Raw genomic sequence first — 25,112 nt, 5'->3', positions numbered from 1 at the left:
GCTATCTCCGCAGCCAGATCAGGGGGCGGGGGTCCAGCCACCAGAGCAGACGTCGAATCCGGCTCTGACCGGCCAGCAGGGTTCGGGTGTAGCTCCGGGCCTCCGCGGCGGCACGCCCCGCCGCCGAGCTGGTGACCCGGTGAATTCCGGAATCGGGTCCAAAGGCCAGCTGGTTGACCAGCGGGCCCAGGGTCCACTGTCCCACCGGCGGGGCGGTGGGCGCCAGCACATCCGCGCGGGCGAGAATCTCGGTGACGGTCTCCGCCGGTCTAGGTGCACGGCCGGCAAGCCGCAGGCCGTCCTGCAACTCCCGCCAGGCACCGACGACCCGCCGGTCGGGGTCACGGTGGTGCAGCCGGTGTTGGCGTACCCCGTAGCGCGCCACGGGGATTGTCACGAGCAGGGCCACCGCCACCCCCAGGAGGGTCACCCCCAGCCGGCCGGCCCCGTCCCCCAGCGTCTCCCAGTCCACGATCGTGCCGCTGGTCCAGGTCGACCACGGTTTACTCTCGTCCTCGTCCTGCGGCAGCGGCATATCCTCCGACTCGGAACCGGCGTCGCCGTCGCCGTTCTCCTCGGATGCCTCCGCGGCCGTGGCCCCGGAGTCGGATGTCTCGCTGCCGGGAGTGACATCGAACGGAACCCAGCCGGTCTCCTCGAGGTAGACCTCACCCCAGGCCACGGCGTCCCCGGTGTGCACGGTTCGTTCCTGGGAGCCTGTGTCGTCGTCCTCGCTACCGCCGGAGGCGAAGCCGACCACGACCCGGCTCGGTAGGTCCGCCTGGCGGGCCAGCAGGGCGAACGCGCTCGCGAACTGTTCCGTGGTTCCCGCACCTGCCGGTTCGCCGGGAGGCACCAGAAGCTCGTCCAGGTTCGCGTATCCGTGCCCGCCGGGGGCGTGCGGATCCAAAGTGTAGGTTTCCCGGAGGTAGGCCGCCAGCCGGTTGGCGCGTTCGTAGCCGCTGCCCTCGTCCGCCACCGCCGCGGCGATCTCCGCGATCGCCGCGGGCCCATCCGGTGGCAGCGCCCGGTACCGGTCGAACTCCTCGTCCTCGGGGGCGTCGGCCGCGCGTAGCTCCTCCGGGTCCCACTGGGGCACGGCGCCGGTGACGGTGTAGTCCAGCCCGGAGGCGTTCCCCGACTCCGCGCGCACGGTCCCGGACTCGGGGTCGTAGCCGATCGGAACCCCGTCCAGGCGCAGTGGCGTCCCGGGGACCGGGAGCCATCCCCCGGGCAGGTCCAGCACCGATACCTCGGCCGTGTGGGCCCGCGGACTGGGTAGCGTCACCTCGGGCTCGGGCAGGACGTTGCCCGCTACCTGGTATCCGCTGTCCGGGGCCCACATCACCCCGGTGAACTCCGACAGGGCCACCCAGCGCAGTTCACTGGGCGGCCCTGTCGAGGTGACGGTGAACAACGGCTGTTCGGGTTCCTCCGACCAGGCCGACAGGTATCCCAGCGGGTTCAGGACGGCCTCTTCCTCATCTGGCGGGTCCATGGTGGTGCGGATCTCGGCGGGATGGACCCCGCTGCCGTACAGCGCGAACGGACCCAGGTAGCCCACGATCACCGCGGCTGTCGCGGTGAGGGCCGCGACGGAGCAGGACCGGGCCGATGTGCGTGCGGCGCGCCACCACCGGGCCGCGACGTTGCCCGACACCCGGTCGGAAACCGTGGCGGTGGGAGTATCGCTGGCGGAGCCGGGAGATGCGCTGTGGGCGTGGGCCGTGGCCGCGAGGAGCAGCACCACCGCGGCCGCGTAGGCCGCCGCCGGGACGTAGCCGGGGGAGACGACGCCCCCGTTGAGTGCGGCCGCTCCGAGGAGGGGTGGTAGTACGCAGGCAGCGGCGAGCAGGGGACGGTTCTCCCGGGCGGCGAGGGTCGCCGCGGCACCCGCCAGCCACGTGGCGAGTGCGGGAAGTGCCAGAGTGTCCACGGCGACCGGGGTGGGAACGCTCGCGGTCAGGATGCGCGCACCCGAATGGGCCACGGCGTCCAGGGTGCCGGCGAACACCGTCTCCTGCGGCCCCGGATACAGCACGGCGAGCACCGCCACACCGGCCAGGGCCAGCGGGACCCCGCCGAGGAGCGCGGCCGGGGACGCCGAGCGCCAGGACATCAGCGTGGTACTGAGGACGCTCATCACGGCCCACAATCCCAGGATCGCTGTGACCTGGCGGGGTTCGGCGTAGCTCTCGGCGAGGGCCAGGCCTGGGGCGGCAGCGGCCAGGATCAGGGCACCAGTGCGCACCAGAACACTCACCGCGACCACCGGGCCGCGTTCCAGACGGTGGCCAGCTCTCTGGCCGTGGCCGCCGATACCACGGTGACTCCAGGCGGGCTGGGGGCCCGTTCGGCCGCCGCGCCGACGCAGGCCAGCACCAGTGTGGGGTAGCGGTCCACCAGCTGCGCGAACCGTTGCCCGTCCTCTGGAGTTACCACCGCGCTGACCAGGACGACGGTGTCACCGTCGGGACGGTTGCGCAGTCGCCACAGCGCTCGGGACATGTCCGCGTTCGCGACCGGCTCGGCCTCGGCCAGCAGGTCGAGCATCGGAGTCACGCCCGCGCTGCTGTCCCTGCTGTCCCCGCTCACCAAGGTGAGTTCGCACGACCAGGCTCCGCGCACGGCGGTGCCCACCACACAGGCCGCAGCGCTGGCCGCCTCGTCCAGGCCGCTTGTCGGGTCCGCACCGCCGTCGCCACGGTCGTCCAGAAGGACCGTTAGCCGGGTGTGCGCGGTGTCGACATATTCCTTGACCATCAGCCGGTCGTAACGTGCTGAGCTACGCCAGTGGATGTGCCGTACCTCGTCGCCGGGCACATACTCGCGAAGACCGTCGAAGCTGAGGTTGCCGATCCGGGTGCCGTCGAGGACACCGGTTGGGTCGGCCTGCTGCCCTACGGGCATAGCGGTGAGTACCCGCCACGGCGGATGAATCCACACCCGCTGGCTGTCGCCACAGTCGCGTTGGCTGCGCACGAGCCCCAGCGGGTCGGTGCGCAGCGCGAGCACCGGCCCCAGCGTGCGGACCCCGCGCCGGTCGGTGTGTAGCCGGTAGTCCAGGGAATCCACGCCCCTGCCGCGCTCCGCTTCCCGGCTGCTCACGTCGACGTACTGCGTACCGGCGGTCGAACGGACCCGATCCCGCAACGCGTGTGGGGTCCGCCCGCTCCGGTGGGCCGGCCGGATCCGGAGGCGCACCGCGAGGTCCTCGCCGGCCTGAACCCTGGTGTTGGGAATCCGACGTTCCACCTGTGGGGCCCGCACCCGTCCGACCAGTCCGACCGCGCCAGCCACGAACAGGAGCGCTGTCGCCCCGAGCATCACGATCTCTCGGTAGCCCAGCGCCAGGCCGCAGGCAAGCAGCAGGACACCAGCGGCCACCAGAGTCCATCCGCGGCTGGTGGGCATCACCGTACTCCCTGGGCCGGCGGCATCCTAGGCTCGGTCCACCACGGGGCTGGGCACCGCCTCCTGCTCCAGAACCTGGTGCATCAGTGCGGTCAGGCTGCGGCCACTCACCGCGGACTCGGTGCTTCGGACGAGACGGTGCGCCCACACGGGAACCGCGAGTTCTTTCACGTCCTCGGGGGTGACGTAGGGCCGGCCGACGCTCAGCCCGCGGATGCGCAGCGCGCGCATGAACACCACCGTGGCGCGGGTCGACAGCCCCACCCGGATCTCGGAGTGGGTGCGGGTGGCCTGTGCCAGCCGCAGCACGTACTCGTACACCTGGTCCGGCACGTGTACGTGTGCGGCGGCCCGTGCGAACTCGGCCAGCCCCGCCGCGTCCGTGACGGGACTCAGCTCCTCCGGACGTCGGTGCCGCCCCCCACGCATCAGCGTGAGCTCCGCCTCGGGGTCGGGATAGCCAAGCGAGAGCCGCATCAGAAACCGGTCCAGCTGGGCTTCCGGGAGACGGTAGGTCCCGTCCATCTCCACCGGGTTCTGGGTGGCGACCACCAGGAACGGGTCAGGCACGGGATGACGGACCCCGTCCACAGTGACCTGCTGTTCCTCCATGACTTCCAGCAGGGCCGACTGTGTCTTGGGCGAGGCGCGATTCACCTCGTCCGCGATCACAACATTGGCGAACACCGGCCCCGGGTGGAACTCGAATTCCCGGGTGGCCTGGTTGAACACCGGAACGCCGGAGACATCCGACGGCAACAGGTCCGGGGTGAACTGGATGCGGCGCCACGAACCGTCCACGGAGGCGGCAATAGCACGGGCCAGGGTGGTTTTGCCGAGCCCCGGGACGTCCTCCAACAGGATGTGACCTCCGGTGAGGAGTGCGACCAGGCCCAACCGCACCACCTGGGGTTTACCGAGGACTGCCGTATCGATCTCGTTCGCCATGCGTTCGAACAGGCGGGCGTGGCGTTCGGCCTCCTGCGCGGTCAGCCCCGGCGCCTCGGCGTCCGGACCTGCCGCGGACATCGTCGTCAACGTGGGTGTTTCCCCTCAACCTGGCGCGGGTGTGCCCGGTGTCTCACAACGCCACGCACACCCGCCTGATGTCTCACTGCACGGTGGACCGGGCGGATACCCCGCCGGGAGCGGCGCCGCATCCGTAATCCAGGTCCACCCCTCAGGCCGTCTGTTCCTCGTCGTTTCCGCCCCCGCTCGGGGAGGTTTCGGACCCAAGGTCCTCGTTCTCGGGTGGGTCCTCCGCAGCGGGTGGTTCTTCCTGGTCGGGTGGCTCGTCGCCACCAGGTGGGTCCTCCGCACCGGGTGGCTCGTCCCCGCCGGGTGGTTCTTCCTGGTCGGGTGGCTCGTCGCTACCAGGAGGCTCGTCCCCGCCGGGTGGTTCCTCCTCGTCCGGGGGTTCTTCCCCGCCGGGCGGGTTGTCCCCGTCTGGGGGGTCCTCGTCGTCGGGTGGCTCGTCCCCGCCGGGTGGTTCTTCCTCGTCCGGGGGTTCTTCCTCATCGGGTGGGTTGTCCCCGTCTGGGGGTTCCTCGTCGTCGGGCGGATCCTCGTCGTCGGGCGGATCCTCGTCGTCGGGCGGATCGTCGACCGGAGGATTCCCGGGCGGTGGGAGGAGGGGGTCGTCGTCCGCGTCGCTATCGCCCTCGTCATCCGGTTCCCCGGGTCCGGGGCTGTCCGGGCCATCGGCATCCGGAGGTAGATCCGGCAGGTCGGGAAGGTCGGGCGCGGGTGCATCCGGCTCGGACGGTTCCGCCTGCTGCGTTGGCTCGTCGTCTGCCGAATCGTTCCCCGGGTCCGACGGGCCAGGGCCGTCGGGCTGCTCCTCAGCCTCGCTGTCCCGGTGCCCATTGTCCTCGTCGTCGCGGCCCTCGTCCTCGTCGTCCTCATCGAACAGGGGCCGCCCCGGGTCCTCCTCGTCCCGCGCGTCCGCGATACTCGGCAGGTCCACTGGTTCGGGATCCTCGGCGCCGTCCGGAAGATCCACGACCCCGCCGCCGGGCTCCTCGGCGGGACCGTCCTCGATGTCGTCGAGGTCCGGGTCATACTTGTCGACCAGGCGAACTTCACCATCCGGGCTCACCACCCCCGCCACCTCACTGTCCGGGGCGTTGATGAACAGGAAACCGTCGTTCTCGGAGAGTTCCAGGGGCTGATCGGCGACGTCCGGCAGCGTGATCGAGCGGGCGTGCTGCCCCTGCGGAGTGAACACCCGAACAGTGCCCTCCGAGACGTAGGGAACGTAGATGTGGTTCTCGTACGGAACCGCCACGTCAAATTCGGGATCCTCAGGAGCGAAGGCGTGCAGCCGCGGGTTGGCGTCCAACTCGGCCATCGACACGATCATCGACGCGGAACGCGCCGTCACCACCGCGAGCGTTCCCCGTATCCGCTGCGGAGTCTCGGCCCCGGCGAGCTCACTGGGCGATACATGGCGGTCGACCTCAGCGTCCCCACCAACCAGGCTCAACTCGTCGGTGTCCTGGTTCAGGACCAGCGCCCCCTGGTCCAGCACGGACACCTGGAGCTCCTGGCCGGGTTCCGCGATCGGCACACTGTCCGCCACCTGCAACGCGCCGGTGGAGTCGGTACGGACCTGGGAGACCGTCCCCTGCGACGAGGAAGCCAGCCACAGGACGCCGTCCTCGTCGAAGTCCCCGCCGGCCAACGGCCCGGGAAGGTGTACGGACTCTCCGGTCGGCTCCAGCGTGGTGGGCGAGACTGGACGCAGCTCGCCGGTGGTCCGGTCCACGATGACCGCGGACTCGTCGTGCAGCACGAAGTGCGTGTCGCCGCTGTCCGGCAGATCGACCTCGGCGCCCAACTCCGTGTCGGTGAGGTCCATCGAGCGGAGTTGTTCCTCGGCCAGGTCGTGCACCACCAGATTGTGGCTGTTCTGCACGAGCCGGACCGGGTTGGCTACCGAGGCGCGCACCGGCTGGGCCAGGTCCACCTGTGCGCTGTGCGCGTTGATCCGGGACAGCTCGCCGGTGCTGCTGCTCCACAGCCAGGTTGTGCCGTCGGACATGTCGTCCCAGTGGGTCAGCGCGCCGACACCGAACATGGTGCCGGCCAGAGCGACAGACAGGACGGAGACGGTGCCGATGTAGGCGCCCTGCTTGCCGAGCCAACGATTGGGGGGATGCTTTCGGTCCCGCACAGGTGCTCAACTCCTGCTAGGTCACGTGGGGGAGTCAGGCGCATGCGCCATGCGCGTGGAGATCTGGGACACGCGCCCGCAGCGTTCGCTCGCCCGGCAACCGGGGTGCGGTGTCCGCAGCGCGGTCCACGACGGTGTCTGCTGAGCCCAATGTGCCCAGTGTGTCGGGCTGCCGGTTATGCAGTAGAGTACCGCAGACCCACGCCCCGGGGAAGGACGGGTCCACAACGCACCGCCCGCTTCGGCCGCCTGGATCGGGGACACCCCCGGGACATCACCCGTGTCGCACGTCCACCCCGACACGATGTTCGGGCACGGGTGGGCGAGGCCCAGGTCCCGCACTAGCCAAGGTGGGTGAGTTGCTCGGTGAACCAGCGGTGCGGCGGCATCTGGGCCGCCCGGTCCGCCAGGCGCTCCCGGCGCTTCTGCCGTTCGCCCGGTGGCATCCGGAGCGCCGTGTCCAGGGCATCTGCGGTCGCGGACACGTCGTAGGGGTGGACCAGTAGCGCGTCCTCCCCAAGTTCCTCCACCGCACCGGCCCCTGTGGACAGAACCAGGACACTGTCCCGTTCCGACAGGATCGGGCCTTCCTTGGCGACCAGGTTCATCCCGTCCCGGATTGGGTTGACCACGAGGACGTCCGCCAGCTGGTATGCGGCCAGGGAACGAGCGAAGTCGTCTCTGACCTCCAGCAGTACCGGGGTCCAGTCCTCCGTGCCGAACTCGCTGTTGATACTCGCGGCCAGCTCGCGTACAGACTCCGTGTAGGAACGATACTCCGGAACATCCGTACGGCTCGGGTAGGCGAAGGCGAGGTGGGTGACGGCCCTGCGCCATTCGGGGTGTCGCTGCAACAGTTCCCGGAATCCCGCAAGGCCACGGACAATGTTCTTGGACAGCTCCGTGCGGTCGATACGCACCAGCAGTTTCCGATCCCCCACGGCCTCGGAAAGCTCGGCCCGGCGTTCAGCCACGTCGGCCTCGGCCGCGCGGGATCGCAGCCCCGCAGCGTCCACGCCCAGCGGGTGGACACCCACCCGCACCACGCGCCCACCCCGGCGTATCTCCCAGCCGTTGGTGGCGCTGACCGCAACCTCCCCGGGTAGTTCGGCGGTGCAGCATTCGGTGAACGCTCGGGCCCAGCCCTGCGTGTGGAACCCCAGGTGGTCGGCCCCAAGCATCCCGTCTAGGAGCTGGACCCGGATATCTGGGGGGAGCAGCCGGAAGTACTCAACCGGGGCCCACGGCGTATGGGAGAAGTGCGAAACCCGCAGGTCCGGACGCCGTTCCCGCAGCATCCGCGGAACCAGGGCCAGGTGGTAGTCCTGCACGAAGACTCGGGCCCCCGGGGCGGCGGCGCTGGCCAGTGCCTCGCCGAACGCGGCGTTGTAGGCCACATAGTCCTCCCAGCGTTCGCGGAATCGCGCGTCGAACTGGGGATGGTTGGGGATGTCGAACAGCAGATGGTGCACGAACCACAACACGGAGTTCGCGATTGTGGTGTAGGCGCCGGTGAATGTCTCGACCGGGATGTCCAGCATCTGCACGCCTGGGGAGGTGCTCTCCAGATGTTCGGCGAGCTCGCTGCTCTGGTCGAGTCGGCCGCCCGGGGCCGACCGGGCCGCCTGCCGGTCCGTCTCGGATAGTGCGGCACACACCCACAGGGCCTGTGTCCCGGCGTATTCCGGACGGTGGCCCAGGGCGCTGAGACCGGAGACGAGGCCACCTCCGCCGCGTTGGGCCCGGTAGTGACCGTGCTCGTCGGTCGTGATCGAGATCGGGCCCCGATTCGACGCGACCAGGACGGTGGCACGTTCCGGAGGGGGGATCGAGGAGGTGGTGGGGGTGGTGGCCGTGTTGCTGACGTGGGCGACCGGATCTGTTGCACTCACCGTATCTTCGCCTGCCTTCCCAGCGCCGCGGACTGTCGGGAACATCACTACACCATGGTGTTTCCCCATCCCGACAGGAGCGCCGCTGTGGTTTGTGTCTCGGCCGGCCGTGCGGCACGGCGACCGGGATTCGGGCCCCGGCATGGAGTGACCCGAGGGCAGTCCGTTAGAGTAAGGCGCAACCATAACCGAATAGCGCTCATCCAGAGGGGTGGAGGGACCGGCCCGACGAAGCCCCGGCAACCATTCCGGCATCAGGAAAGAACGGTTTCGCGATGGTGCGAGGCTGGCCGGAACAGGTGCCAACTCCGGCCTGGAGTCAGAGTGGCTCCCAGGGCAGATGAGGGGAGAGACGCCTCGCCTATGTCGACTGTCGCCGCCGAGTATTCCACCACCGTTCCGACTCCGTCGGCCCCTGACTTCGGGCCCGCGATCGCCCTGTCCTGTCGGGAATGCGGTCAACGCCGGGAACTCGGCCCCTACTTCGCCTGCGATTTCTGTTTCGGCCCACTCGAGATCGCCTACGAGTTCGGAGCCGTCACCCGAGAGCAGATTGAACGCGGACCCACCAGCCTGTGGCGCTACGCGCCGCTTCTGCCCGTCCCGGCCACGGTTGCCAGCACCCCCACCATGGATCCCGGATTCACTCCCCTGGTGCGCGCGGACCGGCTGGCGAACGAACTGGGCGTGCGCGAGCTGCATGTCAAGGACGACTCCGCCAACCCCACCCATTCCTTCAAGGACCGGGTGGTTGCCATGGCCGTCGAGGCGGCCCGGAATCTGGGATTCACCACCCTGTCGTGTTCCTCCACGGGCAACCTGGCTGGCGCCGTGGGCGCCGCCGCGGCCCGCACCGGGTTGCGTTCCTGTGTGTTCATCCCGGCCGGGCTGGAAGAGGGCAAGGTCGTTATGGCCGCCATCTACGGCGGGAAGGTCGTCGCGATCGACGGCACCTACGACGACGTGAACCGTTTCTGCTCCGAACTCATGGGAGACCCCGCCGGTGAGGGATGGGGTTTCGTGAACGTGAACCTCCGCCCCTACTACGCGGAGGGGTCGAAGACCCTGGCCTACGAGATCGCGGAGCAGCTCGGCTGGCGTCTGCCGGATCAGATCATTGTTCCGATCGCCTCCGGATCCCAGCTCACCAAGATCGACAAGGGATTTCGGGAGCTGGTCCGGCTGGGGCTGGTCGAGGACCGTCCCTACCGCATCTTCGGGGCCCAGGCCACAGGGTGCGCCCCGGTTGCGCGCGCCTGGGAGGAGGGGCACGAGGTGGTCCAGCCGGTCAAGCCGGACACCATCGCCAAGTCCCTCGCCATCGGGAATCCCGCGGACGGGCCCTACGTGCTGGACGTGTGCCGGCGTACGGGCGGCAGTGTCGCGCACGTCGACGACACGGAGGTGGTTGCGGGCATCGCCCAGCTGGCGCGGACCGAAGGGATCTTCGCCGAGACCGCTGGTGGCGTCACCACCGGGGTGCTGCGGCAGCTGCTGGCGCAGGGTGAGCTCGACCCCGAGGCCTCCACGGTCGTCCTCAATACCGGCGACGGCCTCAAAACCCTGAATGCGGCAGAGGCGGGAATCACGGCCACGATTCGCCCCTCGCTGGAATCCTTCCACGAGGCGGGACTGCGCTGAATCACGCAGGCGGAGCGGCTCGCTTCGTCTGCGTGACCGGCCCGCTGTGGTTCGTGGCCGGCCGGCTGGTCGGCCACCCAATCGTTGAGGAGACAACATGAGCGTCAGTGTGCGCGTGCCAACCATCCTGCGTACCTACACCAACGGTGCCGCGGACGTCACGGCCAGTGGTGAGACCCTGCGGGATGTGCTGCGTACCCTGGAGTCCGACTATCCCGGGATCGAGTCTCGGGTGCTGGATGACGACGGCAGGGTGCGGCGCTTCGTGAACGTCTACGTGGGAGACGAGGACGTTCGGTTCGCCCAGGGCTTGGACACACCGACTCCCGCCGGCAGCCAGGTGTCGATTATTCCCGCGGTCGCGGGTGGGGCCGGCCCACTTGTGGGGTAGGTACGCATATGGCGTCGGCTGGACCGGGGAGCGGTCCAGCCGACCCCGCTGCCGGGATGTTTGCACTCCCCGCTGTCGAGTGCTAAAAATAAGTGCGTTAGCACTCCGTTGTAATGAGTGCTAGTCAGGTTCGAGGCGACGAGGCCACGACTCTCGACAGCAGGGGTGCCGAGAAGGTCGGGTCGTCCGTCGCGGGCGTCGGCTCGTTCCTTCGTGCATCAGCCCGGTACTCGGGAGGACAGACAGTCTATGGCAGCCAAACTCATCGCGTTTGACGAGGAAGCCCGGCGCGGCCTCGAGCGCGGTATGAACCAGCTCGCGGACGCCGTCAAGGTCACGCTCGGCCCCAAGGGCCGCAACGTGGTCCTGGAGAAGAAGTGGGGCGCCCCGACCATTACCAACGACGGCGTCTCCATCGCCAAGGAGATCGAGCTCGAGGACCCCTACGAGAAGATCGGGGCCGAGCTCGTCAAGGAGGTCGCCAAGAAGACCGATGACGTCGCCGGTGACGGCACGACCACCGCCACCGTGCTGGCTCAGGCCATGGTGCGCGAGGGGCTGCGCAACGTCGCCGCCGGCGCGAACCCCGTGGGTCTGAAGCGGGGGATTGAGGCTGCGGTGACCCGCCTCAGCGAGGAGCTGGCCAAGCTCTCCAAGGAGATCGAGTCCAAGGAGCAGATCGCCTCCACCGCGTCGGTATCCGCCGGGGACCAGCAGGTCGGTGAGATCATCGCCGAGGCGATGGACAAGGTCGGCAAGGAAGGCGTCATCACGGTCGAGGAGGGCCAGACCTTCGGTCTGGAACTGGAGCTCGCCGAGGGGATGCGCTTCGACAAGGGGTACGTGTCGCCGTACTTCGCGACCGACCTGGAGCGCATGGAGACGGAGCTCGAGGATCCCTACATCCTCATCGTCAACTCCAAGATCTCCAACAACAACGAGTTCCTTCCGATCGTCGAGAAGGTGCTCCAGACCAACAAGCCGCTGATGGTCATCGCGGAGGACCTGGAGGGCCAGGCCCTACAGACCCTCGTGGTCAACAAGATCCGCGGAACCTTCAAGTCCGTGGCCGTGAAGGCCCCCGGATTCGGGGACCGTCGCAAGGCCCAGCTGGAGGACATCGCGGTGCTGACCGGCGGCCAGGTCATCACCGAGGAGGTCGGGCTCAAGCTGGAGAACACCGAGCTGGACATGCTCGGGCGTGCCCGCAAGGTGGTTGTCACCAAGGACGAGACCACCATCGTGGACGGCTCCGGCGACGCCACCACGATCCAGGGCCGCGTCAACGAGATCCGCGGCGAGATGGAGCGCACCGACTCCGACTACGACCGCGAGAAGCTCCAGGAGCGTCTGGCCCGCCTCGCCGGCGGTGTCGCGGTCATCAAGGCCGGTGCCGCCACCGAGGTGGAGCTCAAGGAGCGTAAGCACCGGATCGAGGACGCGGTTCGCAACGCGAAGGCGGCCGTGGAGGAGGGCATCCTCCCCGGTGGTGGTGTTTCGCTGTTGCAGGCCGCCACGGTCGGCTTCGACAAGCTGGACCTGGAGGGCGACGAGGCGGTCGGCGCCGACATCGTGCGGCGTGCGGTCGAGGAGCCGCTGAAGCAGATCGCCGTGAACGCCGGCCTCGAGGGCGGCGTTGTCGCAGCGAAGGTGAAGGGCCTGGAGCCCGGCGTCGGCCTGAACGCCGCCACCGGCGAGTACACCGATCTCGCCAAGGACGGCGTCATCGAGCCGACCAAGGTGACCCGGTCCGCGCTGCAAAACGCCAGCTCCATTGCTGGGCTGTTCCTGACCACAGAGTCGGTCATCGCCGAGAAGCCGGAGAAGGAGAAGCCGGCCGGCGGCGACCCGAGCGGTGGCATGGGCGGCATGGACTTCTAAGGAGTCCCGGCCGGAACCCGAGCCGCGAGGGCGGTCCCCCGCTGGGGGCCGCCCTTTTCGCTGTTCGAGGCGGGGAACCCGGGCCAAACCACGAGCCGGGACGGCGGCCGAGACGGCGCCGTTGGGGATGCGTGCGGGGCGGGCCGGTGTCTTGCGCATCCCGGATACGGGCTTCTCGTGTCCGCTGGTGCATGTTGGCCGGGGGCGGCGTCGCGCCCCGGGGAGGTCCCCCGCACCACGGCCAGCGGGCGCGGGGATGCGGGCGGTTTGTCCGTACTCCGGCGGGGGTGCACCCAGCCGCATCCACCCCCGTGCCGGCAGCATTCCCCGACCTAGGCGACCAAGCCGCGCTGCTGGAGCTCGTCCATGACCAGCTGCACTCCGGGGGCGCACCGTTCCCGTTCCGCATAGCTCAGCCAGGCCAGCTCGGCCACTTCGGCCTGGGCTTCCGGTTCACCGTCCCCCTGTGCCTGGAAGGCGGCCAACCGCACCTGCGTCCCCGACGGGTATCCGTGTGCGGGCGCGTGCACGACGGTGAGCGGTGCGACGGACTCTGGGTGCAGCAGCACCGAGGTTTCCTCCTTGACTTCACGGGCCAGCGCGGCCGTGTCACTCTCTCCGGTCTCTCGTTTGCCGCCGGGGAGATAGAACAATTCACTGCCCCGGGTGCGCGCCGCCAGCATCCGTCCCTGACGTGTGTGGGCCCACGCCAGCACGTCCAGGGGAGCCTTCCGGGCCAGCTCGGTCACCACCACCTCGGGTGCGGGGTCGATGGTAACCAGGTCCCGGGACGCCTCGGCCAGGAAACTCTCGTCGACCATGTGCTGGACGAAGCGGTGCAGGTGCGTGTAGAAGCCGTCGACGTCCAACAGGGCCAGGGGCTTCTCGTGCAGCCCCAGGTGTGCCCAGGTCCATACTTCGAACACTTCCTCAAGCGTGCCCACGCCGCCGGGCAGTGCCACGAAGGCGTCCGCCTGTCGGGCCATCAGGGCCTTGCGTTCGTGCATATCCGTGACGGCATGCAGCTCATTCAGCCCCGGGTGGGCGAGTTCGCGCTCGACCAACGGCTGTGGGATGACCCCCACAACCGTTCCTCCGGCCTCCGTGGCAGCGTCGGCCAGCGCGCCCATCGTGCCCACCCGAGCGCCGCCGTAGACCAGTCCGATGTTTCGTTCGGCCAGCAGCCGGCCCAGCTCGCGTGCCGCAGCCAGGTACCGTTCGCCCGATCCTGTGCTGGAACCACAGAAAACACAGATCCACATAGCGTCTCATCCTACGCGTGGCTGGCTTCCCGCCGGCGCCATACCGCCGCAGAAGGGGTGAGTGCGGCGCTCCGGGAGATTCCCGGGCATACTTGGCGCCGGTGCCCCGCCTCGTTCCGTTGCGGTAGCGGGAACCGGGCACGGTGCCCGAGCGTCGTATCTCTGCACGACAGCACCCCAACCACGGCCTGTACCCCCGGGAGAGATTGGACGTCGTCAATGGTGCCCCTGTACGCCTCCCCCGTGCTGATGGTGGAACAGCCCCGACAACTGTTCCAGGACAGCTACTACCAGGTGTTCGACACGCACGGCCAGCCGGTCGCCCATGTGCGTGAGGCCGCGCCGGCCGGCGACTTCATCGGCAGCGGGCGCCACCGGCCGCACCGTTTCCACATTGTCGCACCGGATGGTGAACCGCTGCTGGTTCTGGACAAGCCCTGGCAGTGGGGGCGTCCCCATATCTACGTCACGTCCGGTTACGACGGCACGCCGGTCGGCACGATTGTCCAGGACCTTACGTTCCTGGGGTCACGCTTCTGGCTTCAGGACGGGCACGGCCGCACCCTCGGCCAGATCGAGGGAAACTGGAACAGCTGCGACTTTCGGATCACCGGTGCGGACGGGCGCGAGGTCGCGCGGATCAACAAGCACTACACCGGTTTGTTCAGTGGTGAGTGGGGAACGGAGAGCCGCTACGCACTCCAGTTCGCCCACCAGGTCCAGGAGCCGCTGCGCACCCTCGTGGTCGCAGCCGCGATCACGGTGGACGTGATGCTCCACGAGCGTGACGAAAGCTTCTACCACTACGGTCCGCGCCGCCGCTGGCGGGGCGACCCCTTCTACTACGGCACGTCCGGCTATTGGGGGCCGCGTTCGGGATGGCGTCGGGACCGTTTCTACTACGGAGGGTTCTACCGCCGCGCCCGCTCCCGGCCACGCGGGTACTACCGGCGTGGATACGGTTACCCCACGCGGCGGTCCTACGGACCGGCACGCCGCAGCGTCCCCGTGGGGCGCCGTGTGGTTCCCCGCGAGCCAAGGCCGGATGGCCAACGCGTGTCCTCGGCCACGCGGAGCGGGGGAGTGGCCCGGCGAGCCAGCGCCGAGCCACGCCGAGCCAACGACTCGGTCGAGCGGCGTTCGCGCACGACCGGTTCCCGGGGCAGTGCTTCGGCTGCGAAATCGGGAGGCTTGTCCCCGCGTGGCACCGCCAGCGGTTCCCGTGCGGGGTCGTCCGGCGCCAAGTCCGGTGGGGCTTCGGCGCGGAGCCGGGGAAGTGCAGCACGTTCGGGATCCGCAGGGGGTGGGCTGTTCAGCCCCGGTGGTCTCGGAGGCGGTGGCCGTTCGGGCGCAGGCAAGGGCTCCCGTACGGGCGGCAGCAAGGGGAGTTCCCGGGGCTCGTCTCGCCGGGGCGGGCTCGGTGGCCTGCTCAGTGGTGGCTCCCGGGGCGGAAGCAGCTCCCGTTCCCGCCGCGGCGGCGGCCGCAAGCGCGGCGGAGGACGGCGCGGTGGCGGTGGCCGGAAGAGGTGAGGCCTTCGGGCGGGGCTGGTTCCCCCGCCCCGGGCCGGCTCGATGCCGGGACGCCGGGGCAGTGTCGGGTGCGGCGTTGGTGTCGGGGTGTCGTCGCCCGCGGGTCTGACCGGGGCGGGGGTTCCGGGCAGCCGGTATCCTGGGGGAGCCGTCGTGGGGTGAGCGGAGGCTAGGTCGGGGTTGCGGGCGGTGCATGCTCGTTGCCCCGATGCCACGGGCCGGACTGGGCAGGACCGGGAAACGGAGCGTGCGGGTGTTCTGTGGCGAGTTCCCAACGCAGGGCTGTGTCCAACAGATGCACTTGTTCGCGGTGGCCTCGCTCATTCCCGCGGGGCTCGCACTGACGCTCATGGTGGTCGCCTTCACCGCCCCCAGCCTTCGGGACCGGCCCACTCTGCGGGCCCGAACCCTGGGTTTCTCGCTGCTCGCATGGCTGATCGCCGCATTCACCTTCGTTCTGGGAGGGCTGCCGGCGATCTGAAGCCCCGCCTCGTTCGCGGTCCGGGGCATGGTGGGAACGACGGTTCGACCCCGTCTGGGGCTGGCGTTTCCCTCGCGATGGGCTGCCCCTCGGCCCGGGGAAGCGGAGCCCCGAACACTCCCACAGCGCCCCGCCCGCATTCCGGGAACCGCGCCAGAGATTAGCTACTGTGTGTCGTGGATATAAGCACAGTGTGACATTCGAGCCTGGTCCACTACTGCAACGCAACATCGCCCTGGAACGAGTCATCTGGCTGGTCACTGTGTCACCCACGGGCCAGCCCACATCCCGCCCCGTGTGGTTCGTCTGGGACGAGTCCGCCTTCCTGATCCACGCGCCGCCCGAGTCGGCCAAGATCCGGCACCTTCAGGTCAATCCGAGGTCGGCGCTCCATTTCAACACCGACACCGACGGTGAGCACGTGGACGTGATGTTCGGACGGGCCGAGGTGTGGCTGGACGCGCCTCCGCCCTCCGAATGCCCGGGCTACCTGGACAAGTATGCCGAGGACTATCCCGGTATCGACCACACCGTGGACTCGTTCGACGCGGCCTTCTCCGCGCGGCTGCGCATCGCGCCGGAGCGCTCCTGGGGACACTGAGGGCCGGGAACCCGGCACCGACCTGGGGCGGGCAGGGAGCCGGTCGGAGTCTCAGAGCTCGTGGCCGGCCAGCACGTCGGTGGCATCGACGATGCGGTAGGCGTAGCCCTGCTCGGCGAGGAACCGTTGCCGGTGCGCCGCGTAGTCCTGGTCCTGAGTGTCCCGCGCCACGACGGCGTAGAACCGGGCTGTGTGTCCGTTCTCCTTCGGACGCAGCAGCCGGCCGAGGCGCTGCGCCTCCTCCTGGCGGGAACCGAAGGATCCCGAGACCTGAATTGCAACCCGGGCTTGGGGCAGGTCCACCGAGAAGTTCGCCACCTTCGACACCACGAGGGTGTGGATGGCGCCGGAGCGGAACTCGGCGAACAGCTGCTCCCGCCGCCGTACTGTGGTGTCCCCGGTGACCAGCGGTGCGTCCAGTGCTGTGGCCAGCTCTTCCAGCTGGTCCAGATAGGTTCCGATGACCAGGGTCGGTTCCGCGGTGTGCCGGGAGGCCAGTTCGGTCACCAACTGCGTTTTGGTGGCCGAGGCGGCGCAGAACCGGTACCGGTCCTGTGGTTCCGCGGTGGCGTAGGCGCGCCGTTCCGACTGCGTGAGGTCGGTGCGGACCTCCACACAGTCGGCTGGAGCGATCCATCCCTCCTCTTCCATCTGCCGCCACGGAACGTCGTACCGTTTCGGCCCGATGAGGGAGAAGACGTCTCCTTCCCGGCCGTCTTCCCGGATCAGGGTGGCGGTGAGGCCCAGCCTGCGCCGTGCCTGGAGCTGCGCGGTCCTGCGGAAGATCGGCGCTGGCAGGAGGTGAACCTCGTCGTAGACGATCAGGCCCCAGTCCCGGGCGTCGAACAGCTCCAGGTGGGGGTGACTGCCGTTGCGCTTGGCCGAGAGAACCTGGTACGTGGCGATGGTGACCGGCCGGATCTCCTTGCGCGTCCCCGAGTACTCGCCGATCTCGTCCTCCGTGAGGGAGGTGCGGGCGAGGAGCTCGTCGCGCCACTGGTGTACCGCCACGGTGCTGGTGACCAGGATTAGCGTTGTGGATTTCGCCAGGGCCATCGTGGCCGCTCCCACCACCGTCTTCCCCGCGCCGCAGGGCAGCACCACCACCCCCGACCCGCCGGCGTAGCTGCTCTCGGCCGCGGCCCGTTGGTAGGGCCGGAGCTCCCAGTCCCTGGTATCGAGCTCGATGGGGTGCGCCTCGCCATCCACGTATCCGGCGAGGTCCTCAGCTGGCCAGCCCAGGGTCAACAGGGCCTGTTTCAGGTTCCCACGCTCGCTGGGGTGGACGACCACAGTGTCGCTGTCGCTGTCGCTGTCGCTGTCGTCAGAACCGGCCCCGTTTCCTGCTTCGTCGCTGTGGCCCGGGGCTGTGGACAGCCGCTGCCCGAGCATCGGGGCGATGGTGCGGGAGCGGACGACCTCCTCCAGCACCGCTTGGTCCAGCGATCGCAGGACCAAGCCGTGTGTGGGGTGCTGCTCCAGACGCAACCGCCCGTAGCGGTCCATGGTCTCGGTGATGTCCACCAACAGCGAGTGGGGCACGGGAAACCGCGAGAAGGTGATCAGAGCGTCGATGACCTGTTCCGCATCGTGTCCCGCCGCGCGGGCATTCCACAACGCCAGCGGGGTGATCCGGTAGGTATGCACGTGCTCGGGGGCGCGCTCCAGCTCCGCGAAGGGAGCGATGGCGCGGCGGCACTCCGCGGCGCGCTCGTGGTCCGCCTCGAGCAGCAGGGTCTTGTCCGACTGGACGATGAGACAGGACACGGGGACCTCACAGGCGCGGGTGGTGACTGGTGCCCGACCGCCCTGGAGCCGCGCGGCCGGGCGTCGGGCGCGGCCGCAGCCAGCCCCGCGGGCCGGGATCACCGCCGAGACTACCTGCCCCGCGTCGGGTCACCCGGGGAGTGCCGCGGGACCCGCCCGGGGTGACATCTAGCCATCGAATCCAGCGAACAGGAGGAGCATGACGGGAATCCCCAATAGAACTCCGATGATGATGCTCGTGTGGGCATAGCCCAGGAACCGTTCCTGTTCCACGGGGTCATCGTCTTTGGACATGGCTATGGCCGAGAACACGATTCCGAGTATGCCCGGAATCAAGCAACAACACAGGGTGACGCCAATGGAGCCCGCCAGGGCGAGGCCGGGGCTGCCGCCACCGGTTGGGGGCCGGGAAGCGGGCTGATGGTTGTGGGGGCCGCTCGAGCCGGGGAAGCCGTCGGAATACGCCACGGGGGAACAGACCTCGGTGGAGTCGGGGGATCTGGGGCGGTCAGCCAGGATCACTCTGTTCAGGAGGAGAGTCCCACTGTCAGAAACACCAGGAGTAGATATACCACGAGAATCACCACCCACATACCAATGCCGATAAGCATGGAGATGTTCGCGTAGCGGACGAAACGGGCTTGTTCGGTGGGTTGGTCTGGTTTGCCCATGGCGAGCGCAGCAAACACGATCGCGATGATGCCGCAGATCTGGTTACAGCACAGGGACATCAGAATGCCCAGAACCAGCGTGGGCGTCGCGTTCACCTGGTTGTCCGGGCCTGCCGCGCCGTAGGGGGAGGCCCCCGGGCCGGGGGACTGGTGGTGGGGTGTGTACCCGCCGTACGGCGGCTGCTGTCCGGGGAACCTCTGCCCACCGTAGGGGTCGTGCATGGCCTGGCCTGCCTTTCCGGCCGGATTGGGATGCCCAAGCTGGGACGCGTGCTGCACCAGGGCGGTTCCGGGGCGGGTTCGGACGAGGGGGCGACACGCACCGAGCCTGGCCCCGGACGTGCCCCGCCCGTCGGATTAGTGGCGTATTCAGCCCCGATGCGAAGATCCCGTGCTTTGGGCTAGGTTGAGGCTTTAACTGATCTTGACCTGAGGGAGTCTGATGACCACAGCTCCAGAGGCGCCGGACATCCTATCCGCCGAGTTCAACGCCGATCCGTACTCCGCTTACCAGGTGATGCGGAACGAGGCTCCGCTCATCTGGCACGAGGCGACGCAGGCCTACATCATTTCCCGCTACGAGGATGTGGAGAAGGCCTTCAAGCAGGAGACGTTCACCACGGCGAACTACGACTGGCAGCTGGAGCCGGTTCACGGCCGCACCATTCTTCAGATGGGTGGTCGGGAGCATGCGGTGCGCAGGGCACTGGTCGCCCCCGCCTTTCGGGGCAGTGAGCTCCAGCAGCGGTTCCTTCCCGTGATCGAACGCAACGCGCGGGAACTGGTGGACGGCTTCCGGACCGCGGGAGAGGCGGACCTGGTGAGCCAGTTCGCCACGCGGTTCCCGATCAACGTCATTGTGGACATGCTGGGCCTGCAACGCAGCGACCATGACCGGTTCCACCGCTGGTACACCTCGATCATCGCATTCCTCGGTAACCTCACCCAGGACCAGGACGTGATCGCGGACGGGCTGCGCACCCGGGACGAATTCGCCGAGTACATGTTGCCCATCATCCGGGAACGTCGGGAGAATCCCGGGGACGACCTGCTGTCGCGGCTGTGCCTCGCCGAGATCGACGGGACACACATGAGCGACGAGGACATCAAGGCGTTCTGTAGCCTGCTGCTGACTGCCGGAGGGGAAACCACGGACAAGGCGATCGCCAGCCTGTTCGCGAACCTCCTCCAGCATCCCGAGCAGCTGGCTGACGTGCGTGCCGACCGCAGCCTGATCCCCCGCGCCTTCGCCGAGACCCTGCGCTACAGCCCACCGGTGCACATGATCATGCGGCAACCGGCCGAGGACGTGGAGCTCGGGGGCGGCGTCGTTCCGGCCGGCAGTACCGTCACCTGCCTGATCGGGGCAGCGAACCGGGACAGTGACCGGTACTCGGATCCGGATTCCTTCAACATCCACCGCCCCGAACTCGACACCTCAACGGCGTTCACCGCCGCCGCGGACCACCTGGCCTTCGCGCTGGGGCGGCATTTCTGTGTGGGCGCCCTGCTGTCGGTGACCGAGGTCGAGGTGGCGACGAACCAGCTGTTGGACGCCATGGCCGACCTGAGGCTGGCCGAGGGGCACACTCCGGTGGAGCAGGGCGTGTTCACCCGCGGCCCGGCCGAACTCCAGGTGCGGTTCACCCCCACCACGCAGTGACCCGGGCCGCGGGATAACGGGACTCTCAGGTGGTCGGAGGCGCCGGGGTGAACTGCACCGGAAGTTCGAACAGGCCGCGCATCCACACCGAGGGGCGCCATTCGAGCTCGTCCTCGGCCACCGAGAGTTCCACGTCCGGGAGGTGATCCAACAGGACCTCGATCGCGCTGGTCGCGATGATTCGGGCCAGCTCGGGGGCGGGGAACGGGCAGCCGTGCTCCCCACCCCCGAACGACATCTGCGCCCGGTTCTCCCCGGATCCGGTGGGCTGGCCGGGCTGCACCTGCGGATCGGTGTTGGCGGCTGCGAATCCCAGCACCAGCAGGTCACCGGCCTGGATCCGCCGCCCGGCCAGTTCACAGCGCTGGGTGGCCCATCGCCCGATGAAGTTCTGGGTGGGGGTCTGTTTCCACAACACCTCGTTCAGCGCCTCGGTGGCGCTGCTGCGTCCACCCTGCACCGTCGTGGAGAACGTGTCGTCGGTGAACATGAGGCGCAGAGTATTGCCGATCCAGTTGCCCGTGGGGGCCTGTGCCGCCGCCATGACCACCAGCAGATCGATCACGATCTCGTCGAAGGTCAGGCCTGCGGGGTGGTCCAGCAGGCGGGACGGGACGTCCCGGCGGCGGCGTTGTTGTCGGTCGGCGACCAGCTGGTGGAGACGGTCGTGGACCCGCTGGTGCGCCGCGGCCGCCCCCTCGGCCGTGTCCAGGGAGTCGAGAACATCCCGCACCAGCTGGGGAATGTCCGACTTGGGCAGTCCGAAGATCCGCGCGACGACGTAGGCCGGAATCTGGTGCGCGTACTGAGAGATGAGCTCGGCCGTGCCGTCCTCGGCGAAGGTCTCGACCAGCTCTTCGGCGATCTCGTTGCAGATCGTCACCAGCTCGGCACGGTCGAGCGCGTCCAGGGCATCGCCGAGGGCCCCGGCCCGCCGGCGGTGTTCCTCACCTTCGGCGAACATCACGGAGGGGGTCCAGCCCACATAGGGCAGCAGCGGCCAGTCCGAGGGAATGTGGTCCCACAGGTTCCACCGGCGGCAGTCCCGAGCGAACAGCTGCGAGTTCGACGTGACGTGTTGGATCTCGCGGTAGCCGAGGACGAACCAGGCAGGGATGTCCCCGTCCAGCAGCACTGGCGCCACCGGACCGTGCTCCTGGCGGATCCGCGTGTACAACTCGTTGGTGTCCCCGGTGATCTGCGGGCCGTACAGCCGGGTCGCGTTGGTGTGTTCCGGGTACCCCGGCGGCAACTGGAGGGTGGGCGTCTGAGCTGGAGCCGGTGCGGCGGCGGAATCGGTCACGACATCCCCTCCGGAACAGGTGGCTGGGCGTACAGGTCCTGTAGGTGCTTGATCAGCGTGATCAGTACGGATGTGCAGGACTGACGTTGTCGCGCGTCACAGTCCACGAGCGGAACCCCCGCGGAGAGGTCCAGCGCGTCGCGGACCTGGTCCAGGTCGGGACCGTCGTCGAAGCGGTTGACCGCGACCACGAACGGGGTTCCGTGGTACTCCAGCCGGTCGATGGAATACCAGGAGTCGGCCAGCCTCCGGGTATCCACCAGGACCACCGCTCCGAGACTGCCCACGAACAGCTGATCCCACAGGAACCAGAAGCGCTGCTGCCCCGGGGCACCGAACAGGTAGAGCACCTGGCGTTCGTCCAGGGTGATCCGCCCGAAGTCGAAGGCGGCCGTGGTGGTGACCTTGTCCTGCACCCGGCTCGCGTCGTCGATCCCGGCACTCGCCTCGGTCATGGTCTCTTCGGTGCGCACCGGTCGGATCTCGCTGACAGATCCGACCATGGTGGTCTTGCCGACGCCGAAACCGCCGACGATCACGATTTTCAGCCCCTGGGAGGCCGTGTCGAGCAGGGGTGGGCGGCTGTCCGCCGCCGGGTCAGAGACGTTGGAGGGCATCGAGCACCTGCTTCAGTGTCTCGGGGGCAGGGTGTGGTGCCTGGCCGGCGTTCGCGGTGCCAACCGGCGGGTGCCGCACGGTGATGGCGCCACGATCGAGGAGATCCCGCAGGAGGAGACGTGTCACGCTCACCGGCAGGTTGAGGTCTGCGGAGAGCTCGACGGCAGCCGTGGGGTGCCGGCAGATGCGCAGGATCTGGGCGTGTTCGGACTGCATGTTCGCACTCGGTTCGCATTCGCTGACCACGAGTGCGACCGGATCGATCTCATTGTCCTGGGCCTGGTGGCGCCCCCCAGTGATCAGGAAGAGGCGATCCGGTGCCTCACTGTCGACGTCACGCTGGGTCATGGCATCTCGCTACCGGCGGCGGTGTTCTGCCGGGGGGCCGCGGTCAGGTGCCCCCCGATCTGTTCCACCAGCTCGTTCATGTTGTGAGCGACGATGCCGACATCGGCGTCCTGGGCTGCGACCCCGGCCAGGTGGGCACCGGCCCCGGCCTCGACCACCAGCAGCATCCCCCCACTGAACTCGACCATCGCCTGTCCGGAGCCCTGGCCGTCTCCGAATTCGACGGAGGCACTGAGGGCAAGGCTCTGGATCCCCGCCGACACGGCGGCGAGCTGGTCCGCGTTGTCCACGCTGAGGTCGGAGGTGAAGCACATTTTGAGGCCGTCGTTGGAGAGCACCAGGGCATGCTCCAGGCCGGGAGTCCGCTCCCGCAGGTTCTCCAGGAGCCAGTCCAGACTGCGGTCGGCGCTGCGCAACGGTTCTGTGGTGTTCATGTGGGGTGTGTGGGAACGGGGCCGTCCGGCGGTGACGACACTGCGTTCCCTACCTCCTTACTCTGCTTCGGGGCGGTTCGCCGGGGAGATGTCGAATCAGGGCGCGCGGCCCACTATTCGGACTCCTCCCGCTCGGACGGTGGGGACTCCGAACGGGCCTGGGCGCGTGCCTGTTGGAAGGCGGCGAAACGGGTGGTGGGGTTGCGGGGTTGATCCGACCGTTCCCGAGGCGGGGCGGGTGCCTCCTGGAGGGAGGCGGCGAGTGTGGCCCCGCGCCGGCGTCGGGGCAGGTTGTTCGGGTCGTTGTGCTGTTCCGTGGAGTCCTCCGTGGCCTGCGGCTGCTCCGTCGTCAGGGTGTTCGCCGCGCCGTTGCCGGCACCGGAGGTGACCGCGGCCTGTTCGCGCCGGTTTCGGCGGGCCTCGGCGCGGGCGGCGGCCCGCTCCTTCGGTGGAATGGTGCGATCCTCGCCCGAATGGGTCAGTAGGTGGTGCGGCAGGAGCACGACCACGCCGGTACCGCCGCGGGACGAGGGGCGGAAGTTCACGGTGAACTTGTACTTCGCAGCCAGCCGGCTCACCACGGCGAGTCCCAGTCGCGTACCCAACAGTGCGGTCAGGTCCTGGGGATGTTCGAGGATCTCTTCGGCGCGCCGGCGCTCGCGGTAGCGCATGCCCAGCCCACCGTCCTCGATTCGGATCACAACACCGGTGGGCTCCTCTTCGACATAGACGTGCACCTCGGTGTTTTGCGCCGAGAAGCCGGTGGCGTTGTCCATGAGCTCGGCCAGGGTGTGGATCACCCCTTCCGCGGCGTAGCCCACCACGGCCACTCCCGTGGTCGAGTGCGTACGAATGCGGCGGAAGCTGCTGATCCGGCCCATGGCGCCACGCAGGATGCCCTCCATGGGGATGGGTTTGGTCCAGCGGCGCCCGGAACGTCCTCCGCTGAGCACGGCGACCGTGTCGGCCATGCGTCCCATCTGGGAGACCCGGTGATCCACGTCGAGGAGATCCCCGAAGATCCTGGGCTGGTCGCCGTACCGTTCCTCCAGCTCGCGCAGCTCCGCGAGCAGGGTGGTCACCTGGGCCTGCATCCGGGCGGCCGCACCCGCACAGGCGGACATCGCCGCCGCCCCCCGGCGTTCCGAGGTGCTGAGTTCCTGCACCAGGGGCTCCCACAGCCGGTGCAGGATCTCGTGCTCGGGTTCGTCCATGTTGTCCAGCACGGTGTCGGAAGACTGTCGCTTCCACCGCACCCGGTGCACCAGCTCCGGAAGAAGTTCGTCGAGGAATCGGGTGGTCTCCGTGTCCAGAGCGGTACTCACCTCGGATTCGGAGTCGGCTCCGGATCCGGTGGTGTCCGTGCGGCTGAGGCGCGTGGTGACCATCTCCTCGGACACGGCGTGCAGCAGGTGCTGGTAGACCGCGTGTACGGGGGTGGGAAGCCCACTGCGGATGGCGTCGGCACTCGCCCGCGGTTCGGTTCCGTCGTGGTCACCGCCGGATCCCGGCGCGATGCCGGAGGCGGTGACGTCGACCTCGCACCGGGCGCGCTGCCCGAGCACCGGAAGAATCTCCCGCACCAGGTGGTCCGCCTCCCGGTCCATGCGGTCGAGTCGGGTCCGCAGCTCCTGGTTGGTCTGCTGGGCCTGCCGCGCGGTTTCGGCGTAGTACACGGCGAGTGGGGCAGCCAGGGCCAGGGCGGCCGCGAGGATACTGCCGGTGAGGAGGATCCCGCCGACTGCTCCGGTGGGCGGGACGGTTAGTGCTGCCACGACCAACAGGCCAACCGAGAGTGCGAGTACGCCTCCCAGGACGGCCAGCGCCCGCGCCTGCGGAGAGTTCCGGGAGCGGATGCGGTTCACGGCATGGTCAGACATCGGTGCGCACCCCACGGGAGGTTGGGGACAGGTGACTGCGATGGCGATCCACAACCGGACCGCGACCAAGCCCCGGAGCGAGGTTGGCGCATTCAGAACGTGCGATGTGCCAGGCGCTCACGGGCACGGACGAGTGTACTCCGTGCCCGCGTACCGTATG

General features: G+C 68.8%; 21 protein-coding genes and 1 riboswitch. Of the genes, 7 read left to right on the top strand and 14 right to left on the bottom strand.

The genetic code is table 11. From position 1 onward, the window contains the following. Nucleotide 1: 1 nt before the first annotated feature. The 5 genes from RIF23_RS07900 to RIF23_RS07880 form a co-directional block, all read right to left on the bottom strand. Nucleotides 2-2,263 (bottom strand): transglutaminaseTgpA domain-containing protein, encoded by a 2,262-nt coding sequence (locus tag RIF23_RS07900; RefSeq protein WP_310911751.1) that lies wholly within the window; start codon nt 2,261-2,263, stop codon nt 2-4. Beyond that, a complete protein-coding gene (locus tag RIF23_RS07895; protein ID WP_310911750.1) occupies nt 2,260-3,414 on the bottom strand; it encodes a DUF58 domain-containing protein in 1,155 nt (384 codons plus the stop codon). Before RIF23_RS07895 ends, RIF23_RS07900 begins: the two co-directional genes overlap by 4 nt. Nucleotides 3,415-3,441: 27 nt before the next feature. Further along, on the bottom strand, nt 3,442-4,443 hold the full coding sequence (locus tag RIF23_RS07890) for an AAA family ATPase (protein ID WP_407659440.1): 1,002 nt from the start codon (nt 4,441-4,443) through the stop codon (nt 3,442-3,444). A gap of 151 nt (nt 4,444-4,594) precedes the next feature. Next, entirely contained in the window at nt 4,595-6,589 is a 1,995-nt protein-coding gene (locus RIF23_RS07885; protein ID WP_310911749.1) for a hypothetical protein, read from the bottom strand. Between the two features lie 341 nt (nt 6,590-6,930). Beyond that, on the bottom strand, nt 6,931-8,418 hold the full coding sequence (locus tag RIF23_RS07880) for an alpha,alpha-trehalose-phosphate synthase (UDP-forming) (RefSeq protein ID WP_310912092.1): 1,488 nt from the start codon (nt 8,416-8,418) through the stop codon (nt 6,931-6,933). A gap of 259 nt (nt 8,419-8,677) precedes the next feature. Continuing rightward, nucleotides 8,678-8,828: riboswitch (SAM riboswitch) on the top strand. A gap of 16 nt (nt 8,829-8,844) precedes the next feature. Here RIF23_RS07880 and thrC point away from each other — a divergent pair. The 3 genes from thrC to groL all read left to right on the top strand — a co-directional run bounded on the left by thrC (nt 8,845) and on the right by groL (nt 12,394). Next, complete coding sequence (gene thrC / locus RIF23_RS07875) at nt 8,845-10,122, top strand: threonine synthase (RefSeq protein ID WP_310911748.1); 1,278 nt, start codon at nt 8,845-8,847, stop codon at nt 10,120-10,122. A gap of 97 nt (nt 10,123-10,219) precedes the next feature. After that, nucleotides 10,220-10,513, top strand: a complete 294-nt coding sequence (locus tag RIF23_RS07870; RefSeq protein ID WP_310911747.1) for a MoaD/ThiS family protein — start codon at nt 10,220-10,222, stop codon at nt 10,511-10,513. A gap of 249 nt (nt 10,514-10,762) precedes the next feature. Further along, the gene (groL, locus tag RIF23_RS07865; RefSeq protein WP_310911746.1) at nt 10,763-12,394 is read left to right on the top strand and encodes a chaperonin GroEL; all 1,632 of its coding nucleotides are present in this window, start codon (nt 10,763-10,765) and stop codon (nt 12,392-12,394) included. Nucleotides 12,395-12,726: 332 nt separating this feature from the next. Here groL and RIF23_RS07860 read toward each other — a convergent pair whose 3' ends face one another. Beyond that, entirely contained in the window at nt 12,727-13,656 is a 930-nt protein-coding gene (locus RIF23_RS07860) for a TIGR00730 family Rossman fold protein (RefSeq protein WP_310911745.1), read from the bottom strand. 219 nt (nt 13,657-13,875) lie between these two features. Here RIF23_RS07860 and RIF23_RS07855 point away from each other — a divergent pair, with 219 nt between their 5' ends. From RIF23_RS07855 to RIF23_RS07845, 3 genes are all read left to right on the top strand, one after another. Beyond that, nucleotides 13,876-15,186 (top strand): LURP-one-related/scramblase family protein, encoded by a 1,311-nt coding sequence (locus tag RIF23_RS07855; RefSeq protein ID WP_310911744.1) that lies wholly within the window; start codon nt 13,876-13,878, stop codon nt 15,184-15,186. Between the two features lie 295 nt (nt 15,187-15,481). Next, nucleotides 15,482-15,667: a hypothetical protein gene (locus tag RIF23_RS07850; RefSeq protein ID WP_310911743.1), complete on the top strand. Its 186-nt coding sequence runs from the start codon at nt 15,482-15,484 to the stop codon at nt 15,665-15,667. A 193-nt stretch (nt 15,668-15,860) separates the two neighbouring features. Continuing rightward, the gene (locus RIF23_RS07845; RefSeq protein ID WP_310911742.1) at nt 15,861-16,268 is read left to right on the top strand and encodes a TIGR03667 family PPOX class F420-dependent oxidoreductase; all 408 of its coding nucleotides are present in this window, start codon (nt 15,861-15,863) and stop codon (nt 16,266-16,268) included. A gap of 51 nt (nt 16,269-16,319) precedes the next feature. Here RIF23_RS07845 and RIF23_RS07840 read toward each other — a convergent pair whose 3' ends face one another. The 3 genes from RIF23_RS07840 to RIF23_RS07830 all read right to left on the bottom strand — a co-directional run bounded on the left by RIF23_RS07840 (nt 16,320) and on the right by RIF23_RS07830 (nt 18,985). Beyond that, nucleotides 16,320-18,035 carry a DNA repair helicase XPB gene (locus tag RIF23_RS07840; protein WP_310911741.1) on the bottom strand — a complete coding sequence of 572 codons (1,716 nt, stop codon included), beginning with the start codon at nt 18,033-18,035 and terminating at the stop codon, nt 16,320-16,322. 168 nt (nt 18,036-18,203) lie between these two features. Then, nucleotides 18,204-18,347, bottom strand: coding sequence for a hypothetical protein (locus RIF23_RS07835; protein WP_310911740.1), 144 nt, complete (start codon nt 18,345-18,347; stop codon nt 18,204-18,206). A 215-nt stretch (nt 18,348-18,562) separates the two neighbouring features. Continuing rightward, nucleotides 18,563-18,985 (bottom strand): hypothetical protein, encoded by a 423-nt coding sequence (locus tag RIF23_RS07830; RefSeq protein WP_310911739.1) that lies wholly within the window; start codon nt 18,983-18,985, stop codon nt 18,563-18,565. Between the two features lie 163 nt (nt 18,986-19,148). Between RIF23_RS07830 and RIF23_RS07825 the strand changes: the two genes are divergently transcribed. Next, nucleotides 19,149-20,369: a cytochrome P450 gene (locus RIF23_RS07825; protein ID WP_310911738.1), complete on the top strand. Its 1,221-nt coding sequence runs from the start codon at nt 19,149-19,151 to the stop codon at nt 20,367-20,369. 25 nt (nt 20,370-20,394) lie between these two features. Here the strand turns inward: RIF23_RS07825 and RIF23_RS07820 are convergent, their stop codons facing one another. From RIF23_RS07820 to RIF23_RS07800, 5 genes are all read right to left on the bottom strand, one after another. Beyond that, nucleotides 20,395-21,672, bottom strand: coding sequence for a cytochrome P450 (locus RIF23_RS07820; protein WP_407659421.1), 1,278 nt, complete (start codon nt 21,670-21,672; stop codon nt 20,395-20,397). Continuing rightward, the gene (locus RIF23_RS07815) at nt 21,669-22,289 is read right to left on the bottom strand and encodes a GTP-binding protein (RefSeq protein ID WP_310911737.1); all 621 of its coding nucleotides are present in this window, start codon (nt 22,287-22,289) and stop codon (nt 21,669-21,671) included. Before RIF23_RS07815 ends, RIF23_RS07820 begins: the two co-directional genes overlap by 4 nt. After that, the gene (locus tag RIF23_RS07810; RefSeq protein ID WP_310911736.1) at nt 22,270-22,638 is read right to left on the bottom strand and encodes a DUF742 domain-containing protein; all 369 of its coding nucleotides are present in this window, start codon (nt 22,636-22,638) and stop codon (nt 22,270-22,272) included. Before RIF23_RS07810 ends, RIF23_RS07815 begins: the two co-directional genes overlap by 20 nt. Further along, complete coding sequence (locus tag RIF23_RS07805) at nt 22,635-23,072, bottom strand: roadblock/LC7 domain-containing protein (RefSeq protein ID WP_310911735.1); 438 nt, start codon at nt 23,070-23,072, stop codon at nt 22,635-22,637. The genes RIF23_RS07810 and RIF23_RS07805 overlap by 4 nt, the downstream gene beginning before the upstream one ends. A 113-nt stretch (nt 23,073-23,185) precedes the next feature. Continuing rightward, entirely contained in the window at nt 23,186-24,952 is a 1,767-nt protein-coding gene (locus RIF23_RS07800; RefSeq protein ID WP_310911734.1) for an ATP-binding protein, read from the bottom strand. Nucleotides 24,953-25,112 lie beyond the last annotated feature (160 nt).

Origin of the sequence: Lipingzhangella rawalii, from assembly GCF_031628175.1 — a bacterium.
GTDB classification, from domain to species: Bacteria; Actinomycetota; Actinomycetes; order Streptosporangiales; family Streptosporangiaceae; genus Lipingzhangella_A; species Lipingzhangella_A rawalii.
The sequence above is the reverse complement of the archived record's forward strand: the minus strand, read 5'-3'. Positions and strand labels throughout refer to the sequence as shown.